This window comes from Coralloluteibacterium stylophorae, from assembly GCF_018122625.2.
GTDB lineage: Bacteria > Pseudomonadota > Gammaproteobacteria > Xanthomonadales > Xanthomonadaceae > Coralloluteibacterium > Coralloluteibacterium stylophorae.
Genome location: NZ_JAGQFT020000001.1, coordinates 426,164 through 443,886 on the forward strand (window position 1 = coordinate 426,164; position 17,723 = coordinate 443,886).

At 73.2% G+C, this 17,723-nt stretch carries 18 protein-coding genes; 4 read left to right on the forward strand and 14 right to left on the reverse strand.

Annotated elements, in window-relative coordinates; translation table 11 throughout:
- Positions 1-10: 10 nt before the first annotated feature.
- The 10 genes from KB893_RS01885 to KB893_RS01930 form a co-directional block, all read right to left on the reverse strand.
- Positions 11-1,537, reverse strand: coding sequence for a calcineurin-like phosphoesterase C-terminal domain-containing protein (locus tag KB893_RS01885; RefSeq protein ID WP_211926095.1), 1,527 nt, complete (start codon positions 1,535-1,537; stop codon positions 11-13).
- 181 nt (positions 1,538-1,718) lie between these two features.
- Positions 1,719-2,327: a bifunctional phosphoribosyl-AMP cyclohydrolase/phosphoribosyl-ATP diphosphatase HisIE gene (hisIE, locus tag KB893_RS01890; RefSeq protein WP_211926094.1), complete on the reverse strand. Its 609-nt coding sequence runs from the start codon at positions 2,325-2,327 to the stop codon at positions 1,719-1,721.
- Positions 2,324-3,106: an imidazole glycerol phosphate synthase subunit HisF gene (gene hisF, locus KB893_RS01895; protein ID WP_211926093.1), complete on the reverse strand. Its 783-nt coding sequence runs from the start codon at positions 3,104-3,106 to the stop codon at positions 2,324-2,326. Before hisF ends, hisIE begins: the two co-directional genes overlap by 4 nt.
- The gene (locus KB893_RS01900; protein WP_211926092.1) at positions 3,100-3,870 is read right to left on the reverse strand and encodes a 1-(5-phosphoribosyl)-5-[(5-phosphoribosylamino)methylideneamino]imidazole-4-carboxamide isomerase; all 771 of its coding nucleotides are present in this window, start codon (positions 3,868-3,870) and stop codon (positions 3,100-3,102) included. The genes hisF and KB893_RS01900 overlap by 7 nt, the downstream gene beginning before the upstream one ends.
- Positions 3,867-4,466, reverse strand: coding sequence for an imidazole glycerol phosphate synthase subunit HisH (gene hisH, locus KB893_RS01905; RefSeq protein ID WP_211926091.1), 600 nt, complete (start codon positions 4,464-4,466; stop codon positions 3,867-3,869). Before hisH ends, KB893_RS01900 begins: the two co-directional genes overlap by 4 nt.
- Positions 4,463-5,575: a bifunctional histidinol-phosphatase/imidazoleglycerol-phosphate dehydratase HisB gene (hisB, locus tag KB893_RS01910; protein ID WP_211926090.1), complete on the reverse strand. Its 1,113-nt coding sequence runs from the start codon at positions 5,573-5,575 to the stop codon at positions 4,463-4,465. The genes hisH and hisB overlap by 4 nt, the downstream gene beginning before the upstream one ends.
- Positions 5,572-6,669, reverse strand: coding sequence for a histidinol-phosphate transaminase (hisC, locus tag KB893_RS01915; protein ID WP_211926089.1), 1,098 nt, complete (start codon positions 6,667-6,669; stop codon positions 5,572-5,574). The genes hisB and hisC overlap by 4 nt, the downstream gene beginning before the upstream one ends.
- A complete protein-coding gene (hisD, locus tag KB893_RS01920; protein ID WP_211926088.1) occupies positions 6,666-7,994 on the reverse strand; it encodes a histidinol dehydrogenase in 1,329 nt (442 codons plus the stop codon). Before hisD ends, hisC begins: the two co-directional genes overlap by 4 nt.
- Positions 7,991-8,890, reverse strand: coding sequence for an ATP phosphoribosyltransferase (gene hisG / locus KB893_RS01925; protein WP_211926087.1), 900 nt, complete (start codon positions 8,888-8,890; stop codon positions 7,991-7,993). Before hisG ends, hisD begins: the two co-directional genes overlap by 4 nt.
- A gap of 55 nt (positions 8,891-8,945) precedes the next feature.
- Complete coding sequence (locus KB893_RS01930) at positions 8,946-9,272, reverse strand: YerC/YecD family TrpR-related protein (RefSeq protein ID WP_211926086.1); 327 nt, start codon at positions 9,270-9,272, stop codon at positions 8,946-8,948.
- Positions 9,273-9,458: 186 nt separating this feature from the next.
- Here KB893_RS01930 and KB893_RS01935 point away from each other — a divergent pair, with 186 nt between their 5' ends.
- Positions 9,459-9,947, forward strand: a complete 489-nt coding sequence (locus KB893_RS01935; protein ID WP_211926085.1) for an RcnB family protein — start codon at positions 9,459-9,461, stop codon at positions 9,945-9,947.
- A 51-nt stretch (positions 9,948-9,998) separates the two neighbouring features.
- Here the strand turns inward: KB893_RS01935 and pdxY are convergent, their stop codons facing one another.
- The 3 genes from pdxY to hisS are packed head-to-tail and all read right to left on the reverse strand — an operon-like array spanning position 9,999 to position 12,512.
- The gene (pdxY, locus tag KB893_RS01940) at positions 9,999-10,886 is read right to left on the reverse strand and encodes a pyridoxal kinase PdxY (protein ID WP_211926084.1); all 888 of its coding nucleotides are present in this window, start codon (positions 10,884-10,886) and stop codon (positions 9,999-10,001) included.
- A 52-nt stretch (positions 10,887-10,938) separates the two neighbouring features.
- Positions 10,939-11,157, reverse strand: coding sequence for a hypothetical protein (locus KB893_RS01945; RefSeq protein WP_211926083.1), 219 nt, complete (start codon positions 11,155-11,157; stop codon positions 10,939-10,941).
- Positions 11,133-12,512: a histidine--tRNA ligase gene (hisS, locus tag KB893_RS01950; protein ID WP_211926082.1), complete on the reverse strand. Its 1,380-nt coding sequence runs from the start codon at positions 12,510-12,512 to the stop codon at positions 11,133-11,135. The genes KB893_RS01945 and hisS overlap by 25 nt, the downstream gene beginning before the upstream one ends.
- Positions 12,513-12,597: 85 nt before the next feature.
- On the opposite strand from hisS, the gene KB893_RS01955 reads away from it, so the two are divergent.
- Positions 12,598-13,359, forward strand: a complete 762-nt coding sequence (locus KB893_RS01955) for a helix-turn-helix domain-containing protein (RefSeq protein WP_211926081.1) — start codon at positions 12,598-12,600, stop codon at positions 13,357-13,359.
- Between the two features lie 163 nt (positions 13,360-13,522).
- Here the strand turns inward: KB893_RS01955 and folD are convergent, their stop codons facing one another.
- Complete coding sequence (gene folD / locus KB893_RS01960) at positions 13,523-14,395, reverse strand: bifunctional methylenetetrahydrofolate dehydrogenase/methenyltetrahydrofolate cyclohydrolase FolD (protein WP_211926080.1); 873 nt, start codon at positions 14,393-14,395, stop codon at positions 13,523-13,525.
- A 362-nt stretch (positions 14,396-14,757) separates the two neighbouring features.
- Between folD and kynU the strand changes: the two genes are divergently transcribed.
- Both kynU and KB893_RS01970 read left to right on the forward strand, forming a co-directional pair.
- Positions 14,758-16,032: a kynureninase gene (gene kynU, locus KB893_RS01965; protein WP_213173354.1), complete on the forward strand. Its 1,275-nt coding sequence runs from the start codon at positions 14,758-14,760 to the stop codon at positions 16,030-16,032.
- A gap of 11 nt (positions 16,033-16,043) precedes the next feature.
- Positions 16,044-17,408 (forward strand): FAD-dependent oxidoreductase, encoded by a 1,365-nt coding sequence (locus KB893_RS01970; protein WP_213173355.1) that lies wholly within the window; start codon positions 16,044-16,046, stop codon positions 17,406-17,408.
- Positions 17,409-17,723: the final 315 nt, after the last annotated feature.

The following is a 17,723-nucleotide window of genomic DNA, read 5'->3' on the forward strand; positions in this document are numbered from 1 at the left end:
GACCCGCGCCTCAGGGCGCGGCGTCCTCGAGCCGGTACTGCGTCGTCGCGCGCAGCTCGCCGCGCCAGCGGTCGAAGGCGCGCACCTCCACCTCGTGCGTGCCTGCCGCCAGATCGGTCGGCAGGCCGCCACGCCACAGATGCGCGGAGGTCTCGGCCTGCGGGGCGCGGTCGAAGCCGCGCAGCGCCGCGGCCGCATCGTCGGCGACATTGACCGCGACCAGGCGCGGGTCCGGCGCGTCGACACGGGTCATCGGCATCCACTCGCCGCCGTCGATGCGCATCTCCACCCGGTCGCCGTCGATGCCCATGAACACGTTGGCGTGGATGCCGACGCCCGGCCAGGCCCCGCGCCGCAGCACCTTCGGCGCATGCAGCGCGATGCCCTGCTCCGGCGGCGCACCGGCCGCGTAGTAGCGCAGCGCGTAGCCGGCGTCGGCGCCCACCCGCATCAGCGCATGCCCGTTCGGCGTGCCGTCGGCCATGGTCGCGTCGGGCACGCCGCGCGCGTCGGGTACGCCGCTCCAGAAGGCGCCGCAGACCGCACCGACGTTGTACTCGTGCAGCGGACGGGCGCCGCGCCAGCCCTGCTGCTCGGCGTGGAACCAGTGCTGCTGGGTGTGACTGTGCGCGGTGAGCACGAGCACGTGCGGGAAGCGCTCGAGCAGGCGGTACAGGCGTTCGCGCTGGACCGGGTCGAAATCGTCATGGCGGTCGCGCGGATACAGCGGGATGTGCATCGCCAGCACCACCAGGTTGTCCGGGTCGATGCCGCCCAGATAGCGCTCCATGAAGGCGAACTGATCCTCGCGCAGGCCGCCGTGGTAGGCCGGACGCTGCCCCGGATGCGCGAGCACGTCGTCGAGCACCACCACCCGCGCGTTGCCCTCCTCCCAGGCGTAGGTGTCGGGCCCATAGGTGCGGCGGAAGCCGGTCAGCGCGTGCGCGTCGTCGGCGGCATCCAGGTCCATGTCGTGGTTGCCGGGCACGTGCAGCCACGGCATCCCCAGGCGCGTGGTGACGGCATTGATCGCCGGGTACAGCGACAGGTCGTCGTCGACGACGTCGCCCAGGGTGATCCCGAAACGGGCGTCGCGGCCGGGGACGGCACCGGTGCGGATCGGCTCGACCACGTCGGTGGCGTAGTGGCCGACGTCGGCCTCGCGCGCGACCTGGGTGTCGCCGAAGACCAGCACGTCGAAGGGCCCCGGGCCGGGGGCATCCGCGCAGTCGAGGGCGAAGTCCCATGCACCCGCGTCGCCGGGCCTCGGCGCGATGCCGCCGTGGCGCCAGAACGCCGGCAGGCCGTCGTCGCCGGCCGGCAGGCTGCACCGCGGCGGCTTGATCACGAAGACGGTGTCGCCCTGCCCCGCCTCGAGCGCGAAACGACCGGCCGCATCGGTAGGCACGATGTCGCGGCCGTTGGAGACCTGCACGTCGGCCACGCCGACCCCGCCGTCGTGCACCCGCCCGGAAAGCGTCGCCGCGTGCAGGGACGGGGCGGCGAGGATCAGCGCGAACGGGACGAGGCGGCGCATCGATGGATCCGGAGCAGGGACATGCCGGCATTATCACCGACCCCGATGACGCGCCTGCGGCATTTGCGCCTGCAGGAGCGGCTCCAGGCGCGACGTGTGGGAGGGGCTCCAGCCCCGACGCCTATCGAAGCAAGGACGTCCACCCGCGGTCGCGGCTGAAGCCGCTCCCACGCGAGATGCGTCATCCCCGGTGGCGGTCGCGCAGCACGCGGCGCACGTCTTCGAGGCCAAGGCCGCGCGCGCGCAGCAGGACGGTCAGGTGGAAGACCAGGTCGGCCGCCTCGCCGAGCAGGTCCGCATCCTCCTGCGCCACCGCCGCGAGCGCGGTCTCCACGCCCTCCTCCCCCACCTTCTGCGCGATGCGGCGGATGCCGCCGTCGAACAGGCGCGTGGTGTAGCTGCCGTCCGGGCGCGCGCGTGCGCGCTCCGCGACCAGCGCATCGAGCTCGGCCAGGAACTCGCCCGGGGCCTCCGGGAAGCAGCTGGTGCGCTGCAGGTGGCAGGTCGGCCCGTTGGGATGCGCCAGCACCAGCAGGGTGTCGCGGTCGCAGTCGACGTCGACCGCGACCAGGTCCAGCACGTGCCCGCTGGTCTCCCCCTTGGTCCACAGGCGCTGCCTGCTGCGGCTGAAGAAGGTCACCTGCCGCGTGTCCAGCGTCCGCGCCAGCGCGGCGCGGTCCATGTAGCCGAGCATCAGCACGCGCAGGGTCGCCGCGTCCTGCACCACGGCCGGCAGCAGGCCGTCCGCCGCCTTGTCCCAGGCCAGGCTGTCGATGGTGTCCAGGGTCATGCCGCCTCCATGTCGCGCACCTCGATGCCCGCGCCACGCAGGGTGCGCTTGAGCGCGTCGATGCGGATGCTGCCGTCGTGGAAGGCGCCGGCGGCGAGACCGGCGTCGACGTCGGCGACGGTGAAGGCCTCGACGAAGTGCTCGGCGCTGCCGGCGCCGCCCGAGGCCACCAGCGGCACCGCGCAGACCGCGCGCACCGCGCGGAGCTGCTCGATGTCGTAGCCGCGGCGCACGCCGTCGGAACCCATGCAGTTGAGCACGATCTCGCCGGCGCCGCGGCGCTGCGCCTCGGCCACCCACTCGAGCGTGGTGCGCGCGAGCGCACGGGTCGCATCCGGGTCGCCGGTATGGCTGCGCACGCGCCAGGTGCCGTCGGCGTCGCGCAGCGAGTCGATGCCGACCACCACGCACTGCACGCCGAAGGCGTCGGCGAGCTCGCTCACCAGCTCCGGCCGCTCCAGCGCCGGGGTGTTGACCGAGATCTTGTCGGCGCCGGCGTGCAGCACCGCGCGCGCGGCCTCGACGCTGCGGATGCCGCCGGCGACGCAGAACGGGATGTCGAGCGTGCGCGCCACCCGTTCGACCCAGCCGCGGTCGACGGTGCGGCCCTGCGGGCTGGCGGTGATGTCGTAGAACACGAGTTCGTCGGCGCCGGCGTCGCGGTAGCGCACCGCGAGCTCGACGATGTCGCCCATGTCGACGTGGTCGCGGAAGCGCACGCCCTTGACCACGCGGCCGTCGCGCACGTCGAGGCAGGGGATGATGCGGCGGCTCAGCATGGCGACTGCTCCGGGCGGTCCTGCAGCGCCGTGCGCAGGTCGAGACGGCCCTCGAGCAGGGCGCGGCCGAGCACGGCGCCGCCGCAGCCGGCCGCGCGCGCGGCGCGGACGTCGTCGAGCCCGCGCACGCCGCCGGAGGCCTGGATCCGCAGGCTCGGGAAGCGGGCGGCGAGGCCGCGGTAGAGCTCGATGTTGGGGCCCGACAGCATGCCGTCGCGGTCGATGTCGGTGCACAGCAGGTGGCGCAGCCCGGCGCCGGCGAAGCGCCCGCACAGCGTCTCCAGCAACGGCGCATCGGGATCCGAGCGGGTCCAGCCGTGCGTGGGCAACCGCCAGCGCCCGTCGGCATCGCGGCGGGTGTCGAGGGCGACGGTGATGCGCCCGGCCCCGTGCACGCCGGCCCATTCGCACACCAGCTCCGGCTGGGCCACGGCCAGCGAGCCGACCACCGCCCGCTCCACGCCGGCGTCGAACATCTGCGCCAGCATCTCCGCGCTGCGCACGCCGCCGCCGCTCTGCACGCGCAGGCCGAGGTCGCGCAGCCGCGGCACCAGCGCGGCGAGGCTCCAGCCGCCATGGCGGGCGGCGTCGAGGTCGACCAGGTGCAACCACTGCGCGCCGGCCGCGGCGAAGCCCTCCGCCACCGCCAGCGGATCGTCCGCATAGCGCGTCTCGCGCGCGTAGTCGCCCTGGGCGAGACGCACGACGCGACCGTGGCGCACGTCGATCGCGGGAAGAAGGGTGAAGTCCTGGCCGTCGCTCATTCGGGTCGCCACGTCATGAAGTTCTGGAGCAGGCGCGCACCGACCGCCGCCGAGCGCTCCGGATGGAACTGCGCACCGGCGACGTTGCCGCGCGCCACCACCGCCGCGAAGGGCTCGCCGTGCACGCTGGCGGCGATGCAGTCGGCGGTCACCGGCGCGGCGAAGCTGTGCACGTAGTAGGCCCAGGCGCCGGCATCGATGCCGGCCAGGAGCGCACTGTCGGCATGCGGCTGCACCCGGTTCCAGCCCATGTGCGGCACGCGCACGCCCGGCGCCTGCGGCAGGCGCCGCACTCGCCCGGGAAGCAGGCCGAGGCAGTCGACCCCGCCCTCCTCCGACGCCTCGAACAGGATCTGCATCCCCACGCACACGCCCAGCAGCGGGGTGCGCAGGCCGCGGATCGTCCCGACCAGGTCGAGCTCGCGCAGGCGCGCCATGGCCGGGCCCGCCGCGCCGACGCCCGGAAGGATCACGCGCTCGGCCGCCTCGATCTCCGCCGCCGTGCTGACCAGCGGCGCGTCGATGCCGAGGCGCTGCAGCGCGTACTGCACCGAGCCCAAGTTGGCGCCGCCGGAATCGACCAGGACCAGGCTCACAGCGCCCCCTTGGTGCTCGGCAAATCGCTGCCGCTGCGCGCCACCGCCGTGCGCAGCGCCCGCGCCACCGCCTTGAAGCAGCCCTCGACCATGTGGTGCGCGTTCTCGCCTCGCACGCTCAGGTGCAGCGACATCAGCCCGGTCTCGCACAGCGAACGGAAGAAGTGCGGCACCAGCTCGGTCGGCAGTTCGCCCACCCGCTCGCGCGGAAAGTGGCCCTCGAACACGAAGTAGGGGCGGCCGGAGAGATCGAGCGCGGCACTGGCGTGGGATTCGTCCATCGGCACCCGTACCGACGCGGCGCCGATCGCGGCCACGCCGGCCTCGCCGCCGTCGGCGTCGCCGTCGCCGTAGCGGCCGATGCCGCGCTTGTCCTCCAGGGCCTGGCGCAGCGCCTGGCCGAGCGCGAGCGCGCAGTCCTCGACGGTGTGGTGCTCGTCGACATGGAGGTCGCCCTCGCAGCGTACGGTGAGCGCGATGCCGGCATGCTTGCCGATCTGCTCGAGCATGTGGTCGAAATAGCCGAGCCCGGTGTGGGCCTGCGGCTCCGCGGCGCGGTCGAGGTCGAGGTCGACCACGATGCGGGTCTCCTTCGTCCTGCGCTCCACGCGCGCGGTGCGCGGCGCGTTCACCAGCGCATGCACGATCTGCGGCCAGCCCAGCTCAGGGCCGATCCGGAACGCGCGCACGCCGAGGTTCGCCGCGAGCTGCACGTCGCTGTCGCGGTCGCCGATCACCGCCGAGCGCGCGCGCGACCAGCCGTCGTCGCCCAGGAAGTGGCGCAGCATGCCGGTACCCGGCTTGCGGTTGGGCGAGTTGTCGGCCGGCAGGCTCGGGTCTATCAGCACCTCGTCGAAGCGCACGCCCTGCGACTCCAGCAGCTGCATCAGCAACTGGTGCGGACCGTCGAAGGTGATCTGCGGAAAGGCGTCGGTGCCGAGCCCGTCCTGATTGCTGACCATCACCAGGCTGTAGCCGGCCTCCTGCAGCTTCAGCAGCGCCGGCAGCATGCCGTCGACGAAGCGGATCTTCTCGAAGCGGTCGATCTGGAAGTCGTCCGGTTCGTGGATCAGGGTGCCGTCGCGGTCGACGAACAGGATCTTCCTCATGCCGCACCCGCCTGCCGGACCACGCCCAGCGCGTCGAGGACGGCATCGTTCTCCAGCGGCGCACCGACGGTGATGCGCAGCGCGTCGTCCAGGCCTGGCAGGTGGCGCATGTCGCGCACCACCACGCCGGCGTCGGCCAGCGCGCGCAGCGCGGCATCGGCATCGGCGAAGCGCACCAGCAGGAAGTTGGCGTCCGAGGGATGCACCCGGCGCACGCCCGGCGCCGCGGCCAGCGCCGTGGCCAGCCGCTCGCGTTCGTGCACGACCTGGCCGATGCGCGAGCGCGTCGACTGCAGGGCGAAATCGTCCAGCGCCGCCAGGGCCAGCGCCACCGACGGTGCCGGCAACGGATACGGCGCCGAGATGTTGCGCAGCACGCGCACCAGCGCCGGATCGCCGAGCACGTTGCCGATGCGGGCACCGGCGAGCGCGTGCGCCTTGGACAGCGTGCGCAGCACCACGAGGTTGGGATGCGCGCCGAGCAGGCCGACGGCGCTGGCGCCGGGATCGGCGAACTCGGCGTAGGCCTCGTCCACCACCACCACCGCCTGCCTGGCCAGCGCCGAGGCGATGCCCGCGACCGTGGCCAGCGGCACGATCTCGCCGGTCGGGTTGTTCGGCGAGCACAGGAACACCAGGCGCACGTTGCGTTCGCGTGCGGCGGCGACGACCGCCTCCGCATCCACGCCCCAGCCTGCGTCCGTCTCCCGCAGCGGCACCTCGACCAGTGGGGCGGCCTGCACGCGCGCGGCGACGGCGTACATGCCGAAGGTCGGTGGCGCGATCAGCACCGCGTCCTGACCGGCCCGGCACAGCGCGCGGACCAGCAGGTCGATGCCCTCGTCGCTGCCGCGCGTCGCCGCCAGGCGTCCCGGGCCCACGCCGTAGAGCGCGGCCAGGCGCGCGACCAGCGCCTCCGGCTGCGGTTGCGGATAGCGATTGAGCCCGGGCGACTGCGGATCGGAATCGGCGACCGCGCGCCAGGGCGATTCGTTGGCGTTGAGCCAGACCCGGCCCTGCCCGCCCTCGCGGCGCGCCGAGCTGTAGCCGCCGAAGGCGCGCAGGTCCTCGCGCACCAGATCGAGCACGCTCATGCCTCCACCTCCGCGTCCAGGCGCACCGACACGGCACGCGCGTGCGCATCCAGGCCCTCCGCCTGCGCGATCCTCAGGGCGCAGGGCCCGATCGCGCGCAGGCCCGCTGCGCTGACGTGCTGGACGCTGATCGCGGTCTGGAAGCTCGCCACCGACACGCCCGACAGCGCGCGTGCGTGGCCGGCGGTCGGCAGCACGTGGTTGGTGCCGCTGCAGTAGTCGCCGAGCGCCTCCGGCGCATGGTCACCGCAGAACACCGAACCCGCCGCGCGCACGCGGTCGAGCCAGGGCTCCGGCGCGCGCAGCTGCAGGATCAGGTGCTCGGGTGCGTAGTCGTTGCTGATCGCGAAGGCCTGTTCGAGATCGGCCACGTGCAGCAGGCGCGAGGCCTCCAGCGCGCGCGCGGCGATGTCGGCGCGCGGCAGGGCCGCGAGCTGGCGGCCGAGCTCGCCGGCGACGCGCTCGAGCAGGCCGCGGTCGTCGCTGATCGCGATGGTCTGCGAATCCGGGCCGTGCTCGGCCTGCGAGAGCAGGTCGGCGGCGATGAAGTCGGCGCGCGCGCCGGCATCGGCGATCACCAACACCTCGGAGGGACCGGCCGGCATGTCGATCGCCGCGCCATCGGCGTCCTGCGCCACCACCTGCTTGGCCGCGGTGACGTAGGCGTTGCCGGGGCCGAACAGCTTGTCGCAGCGCGGCACGCTGGCGGTGCCGTAGGCCATCGCGGCGATCGCCTGCGCACCGCCGATGCGGAACACGCGACGCACGCCGGCGATCGCGCAGGCGGCGAGTACGGCCGGGTCGACGCTGCCGTCCGGACGCGGCGGCGTGCACGCGACGATCTCCTCGCAGCCGGCCAGCCGCGCAGGAATGCCGAGCATGAGCGCGGTCGACGGCAGCGGCGCGCTGCCCGCCGGGATGTACAGGCCGACCCGGCGGATGCCGCGCAGCATGCGTCCGCAGCGGACGCCCGGCGCGGTCTCGATCTCGAAGTCGCCGGCCATGCCGGCGCGGTGCCAGGCCTCGATCCGGCCCGCGGCCTCCTCGAGCGCGGCGACCAGGTCCTCCGGCAGCGCGGCGCGCGCGACGGCGAAGGCCCCGGCGTCGACCTCGATCGCGTCGAGCTCGGCGTGGTCGTAGCGCCGGGTCAGCGCGCGCAGGGCGCCATCGCCGTCGGCGCGGACCTGGGCGATGGTGCGGCGGACCGCGGTGTCGAGCGCGGCGGCGAGCGAAGCCGTCGGCCGCCGCAGCAGCATGCGGCGCGCGTCGGCGTCGATCCCGTCCCAATCGACGACCTGCGGCAGCACGGGAGCGGTCGTGCTCATGCCAGCATCCTCTCGACCGGCAGCACCAGAAGCCCGCGCGCGCCGGCGCGCTTCATGTCCTCCAGGTGCTGCCAGGTGACGGCGCTGCGGCAGATCGCCTGCAGCGCGACGTCGTCGGCATCGCCGTCGATGCGGGTCAGGGTCGGTGGCTCGGCGTCCGGCAGCATGCCGATCAGCGCCGGCAGCGCGGTGCGGGGCGCCTGCAGCATGACCAGCTTGCTGTCGCGCACGCGCAGCACGCCGTCGAGGCGACGCAGGAACAGCGCGGCGAGTCCGGCGCGTTCGTCGCCGAAGCCGTCCGGCGGCCCGGCCAGCACCGCCTCGCTCTCGAACACGATCTCGCTCTCGACCAGCTGGTTGGCCGCGAGCGTACCGCCGGTGGAGACGAGGTCGCAGATCGCCTCGGCCTTGCCCAGGCGCGGCGCGATCTCGACCGACCCGGACAGCAGCACCACCTCGGCATCGATGGCGCGCTCGCGCAGCCAGGCCTCCAGCAGCCCCGGGTAGCTGGTGGCGATGCGCTTGCCGGCCAGCGCCGATGCCGGCTGGCCGGCGTCGTCCTGCGGCACCGCGATCGACAGCCGGCAGCTGCCGAAGCCGAGCGTGCGCAGCTCGCGGTAGGCCTCCGCCTGCCCGGCCGCGCGCCGGTTCTCGGCCTGCTCGGCCAGCACGTTGCGGCCGACGATGCCGAGATCGCAGGTTCCCTCGGCGATCAGGCCCGGGATGTCGTCGTCGCGGACCAGCAGCAGGTCGATCGGAAGCGACTCGCCGTAGCAGAACAGGCGGTCGCGGCTCTCGCGGAACGACAGGCCGATGCGCGCGAGCAGTTCGCGGGCGGGATCGGCCAGGCGGCCGGACTTCTGAATGGCGATACGGAGACGGTCGCGCGCCTTCATGGCGACTCCAGGATGTACGGGAAGAGGACTGCTGTTGCTGCGGATGCGGGCGCGCTCAGGCGCGCTGGGCCTGAGGGCGATGTCGCAGGCGGCGTGCGGCAACGGCATAGCCGCCCTCGCCCGAGGCCAGCGTGCGCGCGACGCGGGTGATCGTGGTGGTGCTGACCGCGGTGCGTTCGTGGATCTCGCGATAGGTCACGCCGTCCAGCAGCAGCGGGACCACCCGCCAGCGGTCGGAGATCGCCTGCAGCTCCGCCGGCGTGCACAGGTCGACGAGGAACGCGCGCACCTCCTCGACGCTGCGCAGGCGGCACAGCGCCTCGCTCAGGGCGTCGAGCGCGAGGTCGGGTGCATCGGTGGCGTCGGCGGTGCGGCGTTTCATGGCCCGCGCATGCTACGTGTTAACGCATTAACACGCAACGACGAGGCCGACGGTGCTGGGCCATGTCTTTCCCCATTCAGTCACGCCCCATGTAGCTGAACCCGGTATGCGCGCGGGGACGAGGAGGAACGGACGCGGGCATCCGCAGCGTTCGAAGACCCGTCCTCGGACACATCTGGAGACGTCATGAAGCATCTGCTCGCAGCCGCCCTCGCCGCCGCGCTCGCCGCCGGACCCGTGCTGGCCGAGGCCGCACCGGTCGCACCGCATCACGACCAGGACCGCCGCGAACGACGCAGCGACGATCGGAACCGCAGCCACGACGACCGCCGCGGCGACCATCGCGACCGCGACGACGTGCGGCAGCGGCGCGTCGTCGTGGACCATCGCCGTCCCGCGCACCGCACGCCCACGCCGAAGCACCGCGTCGTCGTGCAGCGCTACCGCGCCCCGGTGCGGTACGCGGCGCCCGTCGGCCATCGCGTCCAGCGCTGGCGCAGCGGCCAGTACCTGCCAGCGGCGTACTACGCCCGGCCCTACCACGTCGACCATCGCCGCTACGGGCTGCGCGTGCCGCCGCGCGGCCACGACTGGGTGCGGGTCGACAACGACGTGGTCCTGGTGGCGCTGGCGACCGGGCTGGTCAGCCAGGTCGTCGCCGACCTCTTCTACTGACCGTCCGCCCGGTCCACGGCGGCGCACGCACGCGCCGCCGCGGCGCGTCGCTCAGTCGACCGCCACCGCCGCGAAGCCGCGCGCCGGGACGACGATCTCCTCGCGCGCGGTCACCAGCGGCAGGTCGCGCTCGCCCGGAGCGGTCCGCGCGATCAGGCCGAACAGCACCGAGACGGTGTGCGCCAGCGCATCGGGCACCGGCTCGTCGCGCAGCAGGCGCGCCAGCAGGACCGCGGAAAACACGTCGCCCATGCCATTGGGCAACGGATCGAGCGCCAGCAGCGGCGTCTCCACCCGCCATGCCGCGTCCCTCGTCACCGCCAGGGTCGTGAGGCGGTCGCCGGGCAGATCCGGCGTCCGCAGGCTGGTGATCACGACCAGCGTCGGCCCGGCGCCGTCGGCATCGCGCAGCAGGCCACGCGCGGCCGCGAGCACCTCGTCGACACTGGCGAAGCCGGCGCCGCAGAGCAGTTCGAATTCGTAATGGTTCGGCGTGATCACGTCGGCGGCGGCCAGCGCGCGCCGGCGCAGGAACTCGGGGATGCCCGGCCGCACGAAGATGCCGCGGCCGATGTCGCCCATCACCGGGTCGCACAGGTAGCGCAGCCGCGGCCGTGCCGCGCGCAGCTCGGCCACGGCCTCCAGGATCACCTCGCCGATGCCGGCGTCGCCGAGATAGCCCGACAGCACCGCGTCGACCCGCGCCAGCACCCCGCGCGCGCGCAGCCCGTCGAGGACGTCGCGCACGTGCGCGGCGCTGAACACCTGGCCCTTGAACTCGCCGTAGCCGGTGTGGTTCGAGAACTGCACCGTATGCACCGGCAGCGGCTGCACGCCGAGGAGCTGCATCGGCAACACCGCGGCCGCATTGCCGACATGGCCGTAGGCGACGTGCGACTGGATGCTCAGGACCAGCGGCGGTGCGGCCTCGTGCGACATGGCGTCGGTTCTCCGGTAATGCGAGGACGGGGGCTCGGCCGGCGCAGCTGGCCTACGCCTGCAGCGCGCCGGCGTGCAGGCACCCGCCGAACAGGCTGCCTGGGCGGGACGGGCTGGAGTCGACGCGCTCGGGCGCGACGCCGGCACCGCTTGCCGTGCCCGCCTGCGCCGCCGTGCATGCGCGCAGGATGGCCTGGTCGGCGACGCCGCAGCCTGGGGCCAGCGCCACGACGAGCGCGACGGGGATCAGCGTCCCTGCGTGGCGCGCCACTGCTCGAGTTCCACCTTCAGGCTGCCGGCCAGCTCCTCGCGGGCGACCTCGAACTGCTCGCCGCGCTTCAGATCCTTGACCGTCACCGCGCCGCGCGCGACCTCGTCGCTGCCGGCCAGCACCACGAATCGGATACCGGCGCGGTCGGCGTACTGGAACTGCTTGGCGAGCTTCTTCGGCTCCATCTGCGCCTCGGTGTTGATGCCGGCGGCGCGCAGGCGGCGCGCGATGTCGAGCGTATGCGACAGGCCCTCGTCGTCCATCAGCGCGACCAGGGCCTCGACCGAACTCTCCGCGGTGTCGATCAGCCCGGCCTCCTTGAGCTGCCAGAACAGCCGGGTCACGCCGATGGAGATGCCGACGCCGGGCAGCTTCGACTTCGTGTACTGCCCGGCGAGATCGTCGTAGCGGCCGCCCGAGCAGATCGAGCCGATCTGCGGGTGGTCGTCCAGCGTGGTCTCGTAGACGGTGCCCGTGTAGTAGTCGAGACCGCGGGCGATGGAGAAGTTGAGGATGCAGTCAGACTCGGGCACGCCGAACTGGCGCACCCGGGTCAGTACCTCACGCAGTTCGGCGACGCCGGCGTCCAGCGCGGCGTTGCTGCCGGTGAGGCGGTCGAGCCGGGCGAAGGCATCGTCGTAGCCGGTGGAGCGCACGGCGACGAAGTCCAGCAGCATCTGCACGACGCTCGCGTCGAGGCCGAAGGGCTCGCCCACCAGGGTCTCGCGCACTGCGTCCACGCCGCGCTTGTCGAGCTTGTCGACCTCGCGCAGCACGTCCATCTGGAAGCCGGCGTCCTCGATGCCGAGGCTCTGGAAGAAGCCGCGCATCAGCTTGCGGTTGTTGAGCTGGATGGTGAACGGGCCGATGTCGAGTTCGGAGAACACCGCGTGGATCGCCGCCGGCATCTCGGCGTCGAAGCGCACCGAGAGGCTGTCCTTGCCGATGACGTCGATGTCGCACTGGTAGAACTCGCGGAAGCGCCCGCGCTGCGCGCGCTCGCCGCGGTAGACGCGCTGCATCTGGTAGCGGCGGAACGGGAAGGCGAGGTCGTGCTCGTGCTCGGCCACGTAGCGCGCCAGCGGCACGGTGAGGTCGAAGCGCAGGGCGAGCTCGGGCACGCCCTCGCCGCCCTTCTCCAGCGCGCCGGTGGACTGCACGAAGTAGACCTGGCGCTCGGTCTCGCCGCCGGTCTTGGTCAGGAGCACGTCCGACAGCTCCATCACCGGCGTCTCGACCGGCAGGAAGCCGAAGCGCTCGTAGTTGCGCCGGATCGTGTCCAGCACGCGCTGGAAGGCGATCTGGTCACGGGGCAAGAGCTCCATGACGCCGGGCATGGTGCGGGGCTTGATCAAGCTCGACTCCTGAAGGGGCACAGCGAGCCGCATAGTGTAAGGGGCGCGATGGCTCCGGCGCCGGGCGGGCGTATCATGGGCGGCCATGGCCCGTCTCCAGACCACGCCCGCTCCCGGCGAAACGCTGCGCGCCCACTGTCCGGGCCGTCGTCCGGCCGGCGCGGTCGACTGCACGAGCTGTCGCGTCCGCCACCTGGCGGTGTGCTCGGCGCTGCCGGAGGCCGAGGTCGAGGCGCTGGAGTCGGTGGTCGCTCCGCTGGAACTGATCGCCGGCAGCACCCTGGTGCGCGAGGGCGATCCGCGGCGCCAGGTCTACACGGTCACCGCCGGCGCGCTGCGCCTGGTCCGGTTGCTGGCCGACGGCAGGCGCCAGATCGCCGGTTTCCTGCTGCCCGGCGACTTCATCGGCCTGAGCGGTGCGACGACCCATCGCCACGACATCGAGGCGATCACCGACTCGACCCTGTGCCGGTTCCGCGACGAGGACATGCAGGCCCTGCGTGCCGATTTCCCCGACCTCGAACGCAAGCTGCTGGCCCGGGCCTGCACCGAGCTCGACGCCGCGCGCGAGAACCTGCTCGGCCTGGCGCGCCTGAACCCGATGGAGCGCCTGGCCGCCTTCCTGCTCGACCTGGCCGAGCGCCGCGCGCGCTGGGCCGGCGACGCCGTGGACCTGGTGCTGCCGATGGGCCGTGCCGACATCGGCGACCACCTCGGCCTCACCATCGAGACAGTCAGCCGCAGCTTCACCAGGCTGCGCCAGCAGAACCTGATCGCGGTGCCCGACGCGCATACGGTCACCCTGCTCGACCGCGCCGGCCTCGCGCGCCTCGCCCACGGCGGCTGAGCGGCCGCACGCGCCCTCGAAGCGAAGCCCGCGGCATCGTCACCCTTCCGCGGGCGCGGCCCCGATCCGGCCGGAAGACGCGGGCTCCGGCGGGCGGCGGCCCGTCCGGCAGGCGCTGGCGCCGCGGCGCGCGTTGTCCCGCAGCGTCCGAGGGCCGGGCGAATCAGTCCGCGGCCTCGGCGGCCTCGATGGTGTTCTGCATCAGGGTGGCCACCGTCATCGGCCCGACGCCGCCGGGAACGGGCGTGATCCAGCTCGCGCGCCGGGCGGCGGCCTCGAAGCCGACGTCGCCGACCAGGCGGCCATCGTCGAGGCGGTTGATGCCGACGTCGATCACCACCGCGCCGGGTTTCACCCATTCGCCCGGGACCAGGCCGGGCTTGCCGACGGCGACGACAAGGATGTCGGCCTCGCCGACCCGGCGCTCGAGCTCGTCGCGCGGGGTGAACTTGTGGCAGCAGGTCGTCGTGCAGCCGGCGATCAGCAGTTCCAGCGCCATCGGCCGGCCGACGTGGTTGCTGACGCCGACGATGGTCGCGCTGCGACCGCGGACGGGGCGGTCGGTGTAGGCCAGCAGCGTGGTGATGCCGCGCGGGGTGCAGGGGCGCAGGCCGAACTGGCGCAGGGCGAGGTGGCCGACGTTCTGCGGGTGGAAGCCGTCCACGTCCTTGCGCGGGTCGATGCGCGCGATCAGGCGCGTGGCATCGGGGATCTGCGGCAGCGGGAGCTGGACCAGGATGCCGTGCACGCCGGGATCGGCATTGAGCGTGTCGATCAGGGCGAGAAGCTCGTCCTCGGTCGTCGCGGCCGGCAGATCGTAGTCTATCGCCCGGATGCCGACCTTCTCGCAGGCGCGGCGCTTGTTGCGCACGTACACCGCCGAGGCCGGGTCCGCGCCGACCAGCACCACCGCCAGCCCGGGCCGGGCCAGGCCCGTCGCGACCCGCGCATCGACCCGCGCCTTGAGCGTGTCGAGCAGGTCCTCGGCGATGCGGCGGCCGTCGAGGATGCGGGCGGGATGCGGAGCGTCGGTCATGGGACGGGGTAGCCTGGAACGGGAAGCGCGGGATTATCGCGCATGTGGAAAGGAGGCTGGATTGCGTTCCCGGCCCTCCCCGTTGTGCGGGAGTGAGGGCCGAGCTTCTGCCGCTTCCTCCGCCTGCGGGGGAAGGTCGGGATGGGGGTGAAGCGCGCAGCGCATCCGGCGCCTCCAACAGCCAGAAGCCCGCGGCTGCGCCGCGCGCCCACCCCATCCTCCATTGTCCAGGGGCCAAGTCCCAGGCCCCTTCCCCTGCTGCGCGGGAGAGGGGCGGACGGCACCGCCCGGCGTGGCCGTTACACTGTCCGGCCGCATCGGTGTCCGGTGCGCCCTCCGCCGCAGGCGAGACCGCTTCGACGATGACCGACCTCCACACCGCAGACCACGCCCGCGCCCTCGACGCCGCCGATCCGCTCGCGCGCTTCCGCGATGCCTTCCACATGCCGCGGCACGAGGACGGCGAGGCGACGTATTTCTGCGGCAATTCGCTCGGGCTGCAGCCGAAGGCGACACGCGAGGTGCTCAACGCGGAGCTCGACTACTGGAGCGAGCTTGCCGTCGAGGGGCACTTCAAGGGCCGGCTGCCGTGGATGGACTACCACGAGGCGGTGCGCGACGGCCTGGCCGGGGTGCTGGGCGCGGAGGCCGGCGAGGTGGTGGCGATGAACACGCTCAGCGTGAACATCCACCTGATGATGGTGAGCTTCTACCGGCCGACGCCGGAGCGGCACGCGATCGTGATCGAGGCCGGGGCCTTCCCGTCCGACCAGCACGCGGTCGAGTCGCAGCTGCGCTTCCACGGCTACGACCCGAAGACCGCGCTGATCGAGGTGCAGCCGGACCTGCCCGGCGGCAACGTCTCGATGGCGTCGCTCGAGCGGGTGCTGGCCGAGCACGGCGAGCGCGTGGCGCTGGTGCTGTGGCCGGGCATCCAGTACCGCACCGGGCAGGCCTTCGACCTGGCCGAGGTCGCGCGGCTGGCGAGGACCCAGGGCTGCGCGGTCGGCTTCGACCTCGCCCATGCCGCCGGCAACCTGCCGCTGGCGCTGCACGATTCCGGCGCCGACTTCGCGGTGTGGTGCAACTACAAGTACCTCAACGGCGGGCCCGGCGCGGTCGGCGGCGCCTTCGTGCACGCGCGTCATGCCACCGCCACGCTGCCCCGCTTCGCCGGCTGGTGGGGCCACGAGAAGGCGACGCGCTTCCAGATGCGGCCGGACTTCGTGCCGACGCCGGGCGCCGAAGGCTGGCAGCTCAGCAATCCGCCGATCCTGGCGCTGGCGCCGCTGCGCGCGTCGCTGGCGCTGTTCGCCGAGGCCGGCATGGCGGCGCTGCGCACCAAGTCGCTGGCGCTGACCGGCTACCTGGAGCAGCTGATCGACGCGCGCATCGCCGACGTGCTGGAGATCGTCACCCCGCGTGACACCGCGCAGCGCGGCGCCCAGCTCTCGCTGCGGGTGCGCGCGGGACGCGACGCCGGCCGCGCGCTGTTCGACCACCTGATCGCGCGCGGGATCATCGGCGACTGGCGCGAGCCCGACGTGATCCGCATCTCGCCCGCTCCGCTCTACAACCGCTTCGCCGACGTGCAGCACCTGGTGTCGACCGTCGAAGCCTGGCGCGATACCCGCTGAAGGCCGGCGTCTTGAACGATCCCGCATCCCGCCCGCTGGCCATCGTCGGCGCGGGCCTGGCCGGCGCGCTCATGGCGACGCTGCTGGCGCGTCGCGGCGTGGCGGTGGAGGTGTACGAGCGCCGCCCGGATCCGCGCATCCACGGCACCGAGCGCGGGCGTTCGATCAACCTGGCCCTGGCCGAACGCGGCCTGCACGCGCTGCGCCTGGCCGGCCTCGAGGACGAGGTCATGCGCCGCGCGGTGATGATGCGCGGTCGCATGGTCCACGCCGAGGGTGCGACGCCGGCGCTGCAGCGCTACGGTCGCGACGACAGCGAGGTGATCTGGTCGGTCAGCCGCGGCGCGCTCAACATCATGCTGCTGGACGCGGCCGAGGCCGCGGGCGCGCGGATCCACTTCGACCGCCGCCTGTGCGAGGTGGATTTCGACGCCCGCCGCGCGGTGTTGCAGGACAAGCGCGACGCCGGGCGGACGCACGAGGTCGGCTTCCGCGCGCTGATCGGCGCCGACGGCGTCGGCTCGGCGCTGCGCTTCGAGATGGACCGGGTGACGCCGCTGGGCGTGCACATCGAGCCGCTCGACCACGGCTACAAGGAACTGGAGATCCCGCCCGGCGACGACGGCGGCTTCCGGATCGAGCCGCATGCGCTGCACATCTGGCCGCGCGGCGGCTACATGTGCATCGCGCTGCCGAATGCGGAAGCCAGCTTCACCGTCACCCTGTTCCTGCCGAACTTCGGCACGCCGGGCTTCGACACCGTGCCCGACGGCGCCGCGGCGGAGGCGCTGTTCGCGCGCGAGTTCCCCGACGCGCTGCCGCTGATCCCGCGCCTGGTCGAGGACTACGACGCGCATCCGGTCGGCATCCTCGGCACGCTCTACCTCGACCGCTGGCATCTCGGCGGCCGGGCCGTGCTGCTGGGCGACGCCGCGCACGCGATGGTGCCCTTCCACGGCCAGGGCATGAACTGCGCGTTCGAGGACTGCGTCGCGCTGGACCGGCACCTCGCGCAGGACGCGGATCTGGAGACCGCCTTCGCCGCCTACGCCGCCGAGCGCAGGCCGGACGCGGCGGCGATCCAGGCGATGGCGCTGGAGAACTACGTCGAGATGCGCGACCGCGTCGACGACGCCGACTACCTGCTGCAGCGCGCCCTGTCCGCGGTGCTGGCCGAGCGCCAGCCGCAGCGCTTCGTGAGCCGCTACGCGATGGTGAGCTTCCGGCGTACGCCCTATGCCGTGGCGTTCGAGCGCGGGCAGACGATCGCCCGCATCCTTACCGACGCGACCAAGGGCAAGGCGACGCTGGCGGAGGTCGACATCGACGCCGCCGAGCGCGCCGTCGTGGAGGGGCTGTCGCCGCTTCGGGATTGAGCCCCCGCCCAGCGATTGCGCCCGCTTAGGTGCGGGCGTGGGCATCGATTCGAGCATGGCCGGCTCGCTCCCTGCAGGAGCGGCTTCGACCGCGACCGGGGCTGCGGCTGCGTCGTGCGACCTGGTGTGGGAGGGGCTTGAGTCCCGACGCGGGCCGCGTCGCGTTGGTCGGGGCTGAAGCCCCTCCCACAGGAAGTACGCGCTGCCGGCGCGAGATACCGGCCCACGCCCTGTGGGATGAAGCCGACCCGCACGGAGACGTTGCGCGGCGGTCGCGGCTGAAGCGCTCCCACGGGGTGCGGACGTGAGAAGCAT

What these genes read in the sequence shown, in the direction of transcription:
- KB893_RS01885 (WP_211926095.1), bottom strand. Translation starts at nt 1,537, where the DNA reads ATGCGCCGCCTCGTCCCGTTCGCGCTGATCCTCGCCGCCCCGTCCCTG.
- hisIE (WP_211926094.1), bottom strand. Translation starts at nt 2,327, where the DNA reads ATGACCCTGGACACCATCGACAGCCTGGCCTGGGACAAGGCGGCGGAC.
- hisF (WP_211926093.1), bottom strand. Translation starts at nt 3,106, where the DNA reads ATGCTGAGCCGCCGCATCATCCCCTGCCTCGACGTGCGCGACGGCCGC.
- KB893_RS01900 (WP_211926092.1), bottom strand. Translation starts at nt 3,870, where the DNA reads ATGAGCGACGGCCAGGACTTCACCCTTCTTCCCGCGATCGACGTGCGC.
- hisB (WP_211926090.1), bottom strand. Translation starts at nt 5,575, where the DNA reads ATGAGGAAGATCCTGTTCGTCGACCGCGACGGCACCCTGATCCACGAA.
- hisC (WP_211926089.1), bottom strand. Translation starts at nt 6,669, where the DNA reads ATGAGCGTGCTCGATCTGGTGCGCGAGGACCTGCGCGCCTTCGGCGGC.
- hisD (WP_211926088.1), bottom strand. Translation starts at nt 7,994, where the DNA reads ATGAGCACGACCGCTCCCGTGCTGCCGCAGGTCGTCGATTGGGACGGG.
- hisG (WP_211926087.1), bottom strand. Translation starts at nt 8,890, where the DNA reads ATGAAGGCGCGCGACCGTCTCCGTATCGCCATTCAGAAGTCCGGCCGC.
- KB893_RS01930 (WP_211926086.1), bottom strand. Translation starts at nt 9,272, where the DNA reads ATGAAACGCCGCACCGCCGACGCCACCGATGCACCCGACCTCGCGCTC.
- KB893_RS01935 (WP_211926085.1), top strand. Translation starts at nt 9,459, where the DNA reads ATGAAGCATCTGCTCGCAGCCGCCCTCGCCGCCGCGCTCGCCGCCGGA.
- pdxY (WP_211926084.1), bottom strand. Translation starts at nt 10,886, where the DNA reads ATGTCGCACGAGGCCGCACCGCCGCTGGTCCTGAGCATCCAGTCGCAC.
- KB893_RS01955 (WP_211926081.1), top strand. Translation starts at nt 12,598, where the DNA reads ATGGCCCGTCTCCAGACCACGCCCGCTCCCGGCGAAACGCTGCGCGCC.
- folD (WP_211926080.1), bottom strand. Translation starts at nt 14,395, where the DNA reads ATGACCGACGCTCCGCATCCCGCCCGCATCCTCGACGGCCGCCGCATC.
- kynU (WP_213173354.1), top strand. Translation starts at nt 14,758, where the DNA reads ATGACCGACCTCCACACCGCAGACCACGCCCGCGCCCTCGACGCCGCC.